The sequence below is a fragment of the Ilumatobacter sp. genome, from assembly GCF_049588435.1.
GTDB lineage: Bacteria > Actinomycetota > Acidimicrobiia > Acidimicrobiales > Ilumatobacteraceae > Ilumatobacter_A.
On record NZ_JBAVYV010000312.1, the window covers coordinates 1 to 9103 of the forward strand.

General features: G+C 66.7%; 10 protein-coding genes. 4 read left to right on the forward strand and 6 right to left on the reverse strand.

Translation table 11 applies throughout. The features are described from left to right. Window positions 1-767 (forward strand): 3'-5' exonuclease (locus WBV89_RS12040; RefSeq protein WP_423981593.1); only part of this gene is annotated, 767 nt, incomplete at its 5' end. Here the strand turns inward: WBV89_RS12040 and WBV89_RS12045 are convergent. Next, window positions 764-1984, reverse strand: a complete 1221-nt coding sequence (locus WBV89_RS12045; protein WP_423981594.1) for a thiolase C-terminal domain-containing protein — start codon at window positions 1982-1984, stop codon at window positions 764-766. The genes WBV89_RS12040 and WBV89_RS12045 overlap by 4 nt on opposite strands. A 91-nt stretch (window positions 1985-2075) precedes the next feature. Further along, on the reverse strand, window positions 2076-2498 hold the full coding sequence (locus tag WBV89_RS12050; protein WP_423981595.1) for a Zn-ribbon domain-containing OB-fold protein: 423 nt from the start codon (window positions 2496-2498) through the stop codon (window positions 2076-2078). A 78-nt stretch (window positions 2499-2576) separates the two neighbouring features. Between WBV89_RS12050 and WBV89_RS12055 the strand changes: the two genes are divergently transcribed. From WBV89_RS12055 to WBV89_RS12065, 3 genes are all read left to right on the forward strand, one after another. Further along, the gene (locus WBV89_RS12055; protein ID WP_423981596.1) at window positions 2577-3314 is read left to right on the forward strand and encodes a DUF2889 domain-containing protein; all 738 of its coding nucleotides are present in this window, start codon (window positions 2577-2579) and stop codon (window positions 3312-3314) included. Window positions 3315-3459: 145 nt separating this feature from the next. Further along, window positions 3460-4329, forward strand: coding sequence for an LLM class F420-dependent oxidoreductase (locus WBV89_RS12060; RefSeq protein ID WP_423981597.1), 870 nt, complete (start codon window positions 3460-3462; stop codon window positions 4327-4329). A 45-nt stretch (window positions 4330-4374) separates the two neighbouring features. Beyond that, window positions 4375-5169, forward strand: a complete 795-nt coding sequence (locus WBV89_RS12065) for an SDR family NAD(P)-dependent oxidoreductase (RefSeq protein ID WP_423981598.1) — start codon at window positions 4375-4377, stop codon at window positions 5167-5169. Window positions 5170-5178: 9 nt separating this feature from the next. On the opposite strand, the gene WBV89_RS12070 is transcribed toward WBV89_RS12065, so the two are convergent. From WBV89_RS12070 to coxB, 4 genes are all read right to left on the reverse strand, one after another. Then, window positions 5179-6066, reverse strand: a complete 888-nt coding sequence (locus WBV89_RS12070) for a cytochrome c oxidase assembly protein (protein ID WP_423981599.1) — start codon at window positions 6064-6066, stop codon at window positions 5179-5181. 16 nt (window positions 6067-6082) lie between these two features. Further along, on the reverse strand, window positions 6083-6463 hold the full coding sequence (locus WBV89_RS12075) for a cytochrome c oxidase subunit 4 (RefSeq protein WP_423981600.1): 381 nt from the start codon (window positions 6461-6463) through the stop codon (window positions 6083-6085). Next, window positions 6460-8388 (reverse strand): cytochrome c oxidase subunit I, encoded by a 1929-nt coding sequence (ctaD, locus tag WBV89_RS12080; RefSeq protein ID WP_423981601.1) that lies wholly within the window; start codon window positions 8386-8388, stop codon window positions 6460-6462. The genes WBV89_RS12075 and ctaD overlap by 4 nt, the downstream gene beginning before the upstream one ends. After that, the coding region (gene coxB / locus WBV89_RS12085) for a cytochrome c oxidase subunit II (RefSeq protein WP_423981602.1) at window positions 8385-9103 on the reverse strand (719 nt) is incomplete at its 5' end. The genes coxB and ctaD, both read right to left, overlap by 4 nt.

Sequence of the window (9103 nt, forward strand, 5' to 3'; positions counted from 1 at the left end):
ACACGTCACCGTCGGGCCTGCGCGCGTGGGCCCACGACACGCTCGACGACATCGAAGCGCTCGACCGTGCGAAGGCCCGCCCCGGCGTCCCGCACGAACTTCAACTCGTCGAGGCCGAGCGACGGGTCGCCACCGCACTGCTCGACTTCCTCCGCGATCGTCCACGAGGCGACGGTGCGGAATTCCGGTCGTGGGTCGCGACCACGAATCCGTTCGACGACCAGTCGACGGACGGCGTGGAACTGCTGACGTTCCACGGCTCGAAGGGCCGCGAGTGGCACACCGTCCACGTGACGGGGCTCGAGGTCAGTCTGATGCCGCACAAGTCGGCGACGACGGCCGCCGACCGGGCCGAAGAGGCTCGCCTGCTGTACGTCGCGACGACCCGTGCCACCGACTCCCTCGTGTTCAGCCGCGCCGAGCGCCGCGCCGGCTACGCCCGCAAGCCGAGCCCGTTCATCGAGGACCTCGATGTCAGTGAACCGGTCGCCACTCCCCTGCCCGCCGCGCTCCGTCGACCGCGGGTGATCGATCCGACGTTGGAGCGCCTCACCGAGTGGCGCGCCGCGTCAGCGTTGCGGGCGCGTGTCGTCCCGACACAGTTGTTGACCGATCGCGACCTGTCGGCAATCGCGAGCGCGAAGCCGACGACCGCTGAGGAACTCGACGAGGCGACCTCGATCGGATTGATGACCGCGCAGCGCCTCGCTCCCGAGGTGTTGCCGTTGGTCGCCGGAGACGACGACCGTGAGGACGACGAGGGTTAGGCGGCGCTGCCGAGCGCCGACTTCTCGAGGACGTGCACACCGCACGCGGAACCGAGTCCGATGACGTGCGCGAGTCCGACTTTGGCGCCCTCGATCTGGCGATCTCCGGCTTCACCGCGGAGGTGATGGCAGACCTCCCAGATGTTGGCGATGCCCGTTGCCGAGATCGGGTGGCCCTTCGACTGCAGACCTCCCGACACGTTGACCGGTGTCGAACCGGTGCGCCAGGGCGCCCCGGAGTTGAAGAAGTCGGCTGCGCCGCCCTCCTCGCACAGCATCAGGTTGTCGTAGTGGACCAGTTCGGCAGTGGCGAAGCAGTCGTGCAACTCGACGAGGTCGAGGTCCGCCGGGCCGACACCCGACGTCTCGTAGGCCTGGGTGGCGGCGTTGCGGGTCAGGGTGTTCACGTTCGGGAGGATCTGACACGCCTCCTCGAAGGGATCCGACGTGAGCACCGACGCCGACACCTTGATCGCCCGACGCTGCTGTTCGAGCGACATCGTCCGCAGCTTCGAGCCGCTCACCACGACCGCCGCGGCCGCACCGTCACAGTTCGCCGAGCACATCGGTCGCGTGTTCGGATAGGCGATCATCATGTCGCCCATGATCTGCTCGAGCGACATCGCCTTGCTGTACGCCGCGAGCGGGTTGAGCGTCGAGTGCGAGTGGTTCTTCTCGGAGATCCGGGCGAAGAGTTCGGCATCGACACCCTCGTACTTGTGGCCGTACTCCATCCCGATCTGAGCGAACAGAGCGGGCATCGTTGCACTGCCGATCCGCCCGTCTACCCCGGCGACGGCACCGAGACGGCCCGACGGTTCCCATTCGTGGGTATCGGACTTCTTGGCGTCGCTGCTGCCGAGCAGGCCCGCACCGGCCAACTTCTCGACGCCGACGGCGAGTCCCATGTCGCACTCGCCGGCCTTGATCGCCATGATCGCCGTGCGCAGAGCGGTCGCGCCGGTGGCACACGCGTTCGAAACGTTGTAGACGGGAATCCCGGTCTGGCCGACCTGCTTCTGGAGTTGCTGGCCGACGCCACCCGAACCCATCAGGTTGCCCGCGGCGAGAATGCCCATGTCGCCCATCGTCACGCCTCCGTCGGCGAGGGCGGCCATCATCGCCTCCGCGCCGAGGTCGACGACGTCCTTGTCGAAGTGCTTGCCGAACTTCGTCATGTTGATTCCGAGGATGAAGACCTCGTCCGATGCGCTCATGGTGTGCTCCTCTGTGGATCCTTCGTGCGGTGTTCGTCGTGCGGTGTGTTCAGGCTGGGTTGTTCAGGTCGAGTTGTGCAGACTGGATTGTTCAGGCGACCGGCTCGAAGCCGTATCCGATCGCCTCGACTCCGTTGTCGTCGGTGCCGAGTGAGTAGGTCGCGAGGCGAACCGTCATCCCGGTCGAGATGTTCGCGGGATCGGGCTCGACGTTGATGATGTTGCCCTTGACGCTCGTGCCGTCGCAGTCGACGACCGCCGCGACGAACGGCACCGGAACACCCGGCGCCGCGAACGCGACGATCGTGAACGCCTGGACGACACCGGTCGTCGCGATCGGGACGGTCGTGAACTCGGTCGCGAAACACCCGGCGCAGGCGTTGCGGCGATCGAAGAACCGGGCGCCGCAGGACGTGCACTCGTGTGCGACGAGGTGCGGTTCGCCGTCATCGAGGACGAGGTAGTCCACGTGAGGAACGATCGAGGTCGTGGTGGTCGTGGCATCGGTGCTCATGTCGATCGCGACGCTACGCCATCGGTCGCGACGCGTTGCGATTGAGCGCGGCGGGCCGGGCTCTGCTTGCATCGCCACATGACGCTGTTCGACACGACGCTGATCCTGCCCCCTCCGCCGGAGGGTGCCGTCGAGATCCTCCACGACCGCGAGTACCGGGTCGAGGCATTCCGGTTGTCCGCCGACCGCCTGTTGATCCAGGGTGCGATGCGCGACCAGAAGCCACCGGGGTTGTACCTGCGCGAGGATCCGGACCCTTTGACGGTGCACCACATGCAACTGTCGATCGAGCTGGCGTTCCCGAGCCTCGAGATCGTCGACGCGACGGCCGGGTTCGAGTCCCACCCCCACGACGAATGCCCGTCGATCACCGCCCACTACGAGAAGCTCGTCGGCCTGTCGATCGGTCGCGGTTTCACGAAGCAGGTCGGCGCGTTGTTCGGCGGCCCGCGCGGCTGCACCCACGTCACCGCCCTCATCAACGCGATGGCACCGGTGGCGATGCAGTGCTTCTGGTCGATGCGCGCGGCCGAAGCAAGACTGGCCGGGAAGGAGACCAGCCTCTTCGACCGCGATCAGTCCGATGACACGATGTGGAAGAGCATCGTGAACACCTGCCACATCTGGGACGAGAACGGCCAGGCCGTCGCCGATCGGCTGGCCGGCGCACCGATGACGATCCCCGTCTTCCTGCGCGATCGGCTCGCGCAGAATCCCGCCCTTGCGTCCGGAGCCGATGAGCGCGATCATCGAGCCAGGACCCGTGAGACGTCCACCAGGGATCCAGCATCGGAGCCAACCGCTCCGGTCGACTGATCCAAGCTTTCCTCGCAACGGGAACGACAACTCACGGGTCCTGTCACTGCCCCGGCTCCGACTCTGTTCGCCCGTCCGCCGAGTTCTACGATCGCTCCCGTCACATCACAACGCCCCGCGACCGTGGGCACGATCGAGGAGCCACATGAAGTTCGGACTCGCATTCGCAAGCAGTATCGCCCAGGAGCAGGACGACTCGCTCGAGCTCTGCCGACGCGCCGAGGCGTCCGGGTTCGAGTCCCTGTGGGGCGGCGAGCACGTGATCCTGCCGACGTCGATCGAGTCGTCGTATCCGTACACCGCGGACGGCAAGATTCCGGCCGAACCCGAGACCCCGATTCCCGATCCGCTGATCTGGCTCGCGTTCGCGGCAGCCGCGGCCCCGACGATGCGGCTCGGCACGTGCATCCTCATCGTGCCGCAACGCAACCCGCTGATCCTCGCCAAGGAACTTGCGACGCTCGACCGCATCTCGAACGGCCGCGTCGAGCTCGGACTCGGCATCGGGTGGATGCGTGAGGAGTTCGATGCTCTCGGCGTCCCGTGGGAGCGTCGTGGCGCCCGCAACGACGAGTACATCGCGGCGATGCGCGCGCTGTGGGCCGGCCCCCACGCCGAGTTCCACGGTGAGTTCGTCGACTTCGAGCCCGCGACGTGCAGCCCGCGACCGGTGCAGGACAACATCCCGGTGCTCGTCGGTGGAGACAGTGACGCTGCGATTCGGCGCGCCGCGCGCCTCGCCGACGGCTACTTCCCGGGCGAAGGCGACATCGACCGGCTCAAGGGGCTGATCGAACGCCTCCGGGTCGCTGCCGAAGCGGAGGATCGAGACCCCGCCGACATCGAGGTCAACGCGATGTTCGTCGCCCAGCTGGCCGACCCGCTGCGCGGCGTCGAGGAGATGCGCGAGGCCGGCGTCGGCCGCGTGATGATCCCCGCCTTCTTCTACGCCGGCGACGGCGGACTCGACCGACTCGCCGAATTCGGTGAGACGGTCATCGCACAGTCGAACTGACGATTCCCCGATCGCCAGACCGCCGAACACGCGAAGCCGACCGACATGAAGACGACACACCAGAAGACGACAGACCAGGAGACGACCACCATGAACCCCTTCGACCTCACCGGCAAGTCCGCAGTCGTGACCGGCGGCGGCCAGGGAATCGGTGAGGGCATCGCCAAGAGCCTCGCCGAAGCCGGCGCATCGGTCATCGTGGCCGCCCGCCATGCCGACCGCATCGAGCGCGTCGCATCCGAGATCGTCGCGGCCGGCGGGAATGCTCGTGCGGTGACGACGGACGTGACCGATCGAGACGCGCTCGTTGCGCTCGCCGACGCCGCCGTCGAGTCGTTCGGCGGGCTGCACATCTGGGTGAACAACGCCGGTGGCTCGCCACTGCGAACACCGCTCAGCGACATCGCCGACGACGACTGGGAGTCGTGTCTCAGCCTGAACCTCACCTCGGTGTGGCGCGCGTCGGTGATCGCCTCCGAGCGGATGACCGACGGCGGAGCGATCATCAACATCTCCTCCCCCGCCGGAGACCGCGGTGTGCCCGGGAGCGGTCACTACGCAGCGGCCAAGGCCGGCGTGAACTCACTCACCAAGACGATGTCGCTCGAACTCGCCCCGAAGATCCGGGTGAACGGAATCTCGCCGGGCTACGTGCCGACCGAGGTGATGATGACCGCGCTCGACACCAACGAGGAACAGCTCGAGCAGATGGCCACGAAGCGGATCCCGCTCCAACGGCTCGGACGGCCCGACGACATGGGTTCGACCGCCGTCTACCTCGCCAGCGAGGCCGGGAGTTGGGTGTCCGGCCAGACCCTCATCATCGCCGGCGGCCTGTAACCCCGCCGCTCAATCCTGCGATCTCGTGAACTCTTCCGGCGCTCCGTGCGCGAACTGTTCACGAGATCGCTGGGTGGGGTCGGTTGGCGGGGCGTGGGGGTCTGATCGACGGTCCGCCAGGGCCTCGGAGCGCACGGCGATGCGCTCCTCGGACGACGCCCACGACCACACCGAGATCAACAGCAGCGGGAGCGTCGTCGCCATTCCGCCGACCCACATCAGCGACGCCGCGGCGCGCTGATCGTCGATCGCCGACCTCGTCCCGCGGACGGCCTCGTAGGTGGGCACCAGCGGGCTCGACGCCGACAGCAGGACGACCCCGAGCAGCGCGCTTCCCGCGATCACCGCGAACACCGCTCCGATCCGGGCGGGCGCGGCACGACGAGCCGTTCCGCGCAATGCAGCCCAGAGCGCGATCGCACTCGCGATGTACGCGACGTGCTCCGTGTCGTGGACGAAGCGATTGGTCAACGCCTTGTCGTAGATCGCGGTGAGGTGCGTGATGTAGAGCACCCCGACGAACAGCGCGGCGCTGGCGATCGCACCGTTGGACCGCCACCACCCGGCAACGCTTCGTTCGGCGGGGGTGACGCGGTCGGGCATCACGCCGAGTGCGCGAATCGCCCGATTCGGGTTCGCCACCACCAGCAACGGCGCCGCGACCACGATCATCAGCAGGTGCTGCACCATGTGCCCGGCGAACGACTCCAGCGCCCAGGTCTCCATCGCCGGGATCACCGAGATCAGCAGAGCGGTCACGCCGCCGCACCAGGCCACGAGGCGCCACGCCGACATCTTCCCGGAGCGCCACCAACCGATGCCGTACACGACGACTGCGATCATTCCCAGCCCGACGATCACGCCGTGCTCGGCTGGGCTCGTGTGTGCGATCAGCACGGGAGCCCCTGCTGAATCACGTATCGCTGTCGTGGGTGAGGAGCAACAGCTGTGACATGACGACGGCGAGGCCGATCATGCTCAACCACGAGCCGATCGCGACGCCGGTCAGCAGTGCGGCCGTACCCGCTGCGAGTGCGACGGGGCGCAGGCTCGCGGTCGGATACACCCCGACGACCCCGGTGTGGTCGATCGCATCGACGTCGGCCCGGTCCTCGACGCGTTCGTCGTGGCGCCGGGTCCAATGCCACGTCCATCCGGCGATGAGCCCTCCCAGGCCCGTCGCGATGAGCAGCAGTGCGACACCGGTCGCATCACCGCCCACCGACAGGTAGATCAGTCCGATCGCGGCGAAGTACAGGGTGACCCCGGTCCACAGGATCGCTTCGATTCTCACGACTCCTCACCTCCGTCGGTCCCGACGCTCTCGGGGGCCTCGCCCTGCCCGTCGCCGGCGCGTTCGACCGGGCGCGCGCCCGATGTCAGATTCTGCTCGTCCGCCGCAGACCACTGATGAAGCGGGAGCCATTGTTCGTCGTGCTCCTGGCGAGCCTCCCAGGCGTCGACCGAGTGCGGCGCGCCGACGCCCTCGTGGTTGATCCAGCGCAGGTCGAAGACGGGACGCTCGGAACGGATCGGCGGCAACCAGGTGAAGTTGTGCTCGACGGGCGGTGACATGGTGGCCCACTCCAACGAGTTGGCGTGCCACGGGTCGGCACCGACAGTCGCCGGGCTGCGGAACGACTTGACGACCGCGATCAGGAATGGGACCATCGACGCCACGATGATGAGAAACCCGAGCGAGGAGATCTTGTTCCAGAGTTCGAAGTTCTCGATCGGCCGGTAGTCGGCGACGCGTCGCGGCATGCCGTCGCGTCCCAGGAGATGCTGGACGAAGAACGTCGTGTTGAAGCCGATCATCAACAACCAGAAGTGGACCGTGCCGAGTCGCTCGGAGAGCATCCGTCCGGTGACCTTCGGCCACCAGAAGTAGAGCGCAGCGAACATCGCGAAGATCACTGTTCCGCCCATGACGTAGTGGAAGTGGGCCACGACGAAGTACGAGTCGGAGAGATGGAAGTCGAGGGTCGGTGAGGCCAGCATCACGCCGGTGACTCCTCCGGCCACGAACGTCACGAGGAAGCCGATCGAGAACTTCATCGGTGCTTCGAAGCTCAGCGAACCGTCCCACATGGTGCCGATCCAGTTGAACACCTTGACGCCCGTCGGGACCGCGATCAGGAACGACGTCGCGGCGAAGAACGGGAGCACGATGTCGTCGGTGACGAACATGTGGTGTGCCCACACCGAGGTCGAGAGCGCGCCGATCGTGAGCGTCGCGAGGACGAGCCCCTTGTATCCGAACACCGGTCGCCGCGAGAACACGGGGAAGATCTCGGTCACCACGCCGAAGAAAGGCAACGCGACGATGTACACCTCCGGATGGCCGAAGAACCAGAACAGGTGCTGCCAGAGAATCGGCGATCCGCCCTCGAACGGTGCGTAGAACAGTGTGCCGAAGGTGCGGTCGGCGAGGAGCATGAGGAGCGCTCCCGAGAGCACGGGGAACACGGTCAGCACCAGGAACGACGTGATGAACAGGTTCCACGTCAGGATCGGCATCCGGAACAACGTCATGCCCGGCGTCCGCATCATCGTGACGGTGGAGATCACGTTCACGGCGGTCAATGTGCCCGAGGTGCCCGTGAGGATGATCGAGATGATCCACAGGTCGGCTCCGAGCCCGGGGGATCCCTGGAGCCCCGAGAGGGGTGGATATGCGAACCATCCGAACGGCGCTGCTCCCCCGTCCGCGAGGAAACCGCACAGCATCACCACGCCGCCGATCACGTACAGCCAGTACGAGAAGGCGTTGAGTCTCGGGAACGCCAGATCCGGCGCACCGATCTGGAGTGGCATCAGGTAGTTCGCGATTCCGAAACCGAACGGCACGGCGAACAGGAAGACCATCACGCTGCCGTGGATGGTGAACACGCTGTTGTAGGTGTCGGCCCCGACGAACTGCTCCCCCGGCTCGGCCAGTTCGGCGCGGATCACGCCGGCGAGCCCCCCGCCGATCGCGAGGAAGATCATCGACGTGATGATGTAGGCGACGCCGAGCGCCTTGTGGTTCGTCGTCGTCAGCCAGCCGGTGATCGTGCGCGGAAGCCCGCGTTCGTGCGCGTCGGGATCGCCGAGGAAATCGTCGATCTCGACGAGTCGGTCGGGGTCGTGACGCCCCAGCGACCCGTCGGACGAGTTGCCGGAAGCGTCCCCGCCGGAGTCACCGATCGGGTCGACGTCGGGATGGACGGTGGTCATGAGGTGGTCTCCTCCGTCGTCGGCTGATCGGCCAGCCACGCGTCGAACTCGTCCGGCTCGAGCACGAGCACCGAGAACTGCATCAATGCATGGTCGAGACCGCAGTACTCGGCGCAGACCCCGGCGTTCGGGTACGAACCGGCCGAGTCGGAGTCCATGTCGACGCTGAACTCGGTCACGGTGCCGGGAATGATGTCCCGCTTGAACCGGAACGCGGTCAGCCAGAAAGAGTGGATCACGTCGAGCGATTCGAGCTCGAACGACACCGACGAATCGGCGGGCAGGACGAGCTCGGGAATGTCGTCACCGGCGCCACCGATGATGCGGACGCCGGATTCGGGGTACTCGAACTCCCACTGCCACTGGAATGCGGTGACGTGAACCTCGAGGTCGGGGTCGTCGTTGGTCTGGTCGACATCGTTGATCGACACGAGCGTCACGGCGAACAGTCCGACGATCACGACGAACGGAATGGCGGTGTAGGTCACCTCGAGCGGGATGTTGTAGTGCTTCTGACGAGGGAGCCGGTCGTCGCGCCGCCGGTAGCGGATCACGATGTAGAGCACCAGGACGACGACGAACGCGAGGACCCCGATCGCGAGGTACAGGAACAGGTCCCAGACGCGATCGGCCGTCGACGCCTGTTCGGTGATCGTCGGGTCGAGCGCGCTGTCGAGTACGGGCGACATCACGGGCTGACCTCGGTCGCGTCGGC

Bases quoted from the DNA above. Each gene is read 5' to 3' on its own strand.
- WBV89_RS12050 (WP_423981595.1), bottom strand. From the start codon at position 2,498: ATGAGCACCGATGCCACGACCACCACGACCTCGATCGTTCCTCACGTG.
- WBV89_RS12065 (WP_423981598.1), top strand. From the start codon at position 4,375: ATGAAGACGACACACCAGAAGACGACAGACCAGGAGACGACCACCATG.
- ctaD (WP_423981601.1), bottom strand. From the start codon at position 8,388: ATGACCACCGTCCATCCCGACGTCGACCCGATCGGTGACTCCGGCGGG.
- WBV89_RS12060 (WP_423981597.1), top strand. From the start codon at position 3,460: ATGAAGTTCGGACTCGCATTCGCAAGCAGTATCGCCCAGGAGCAGGAC.
- WBV89_RS12045 (WP_423981594.1), bottom strand. From the start codon at position 1,984: ATGAGCGCATCGGACGAGGTCTTCATCCTCGGAATCAACATGACGAAG.
- WBV89_RS12055 (WP_423981596.1), top strand. From the start codon at position 2,577: ATGACGCTGTTCGACACGACGCTGATCCTGCCCCCTCCGCCGGAGGGT.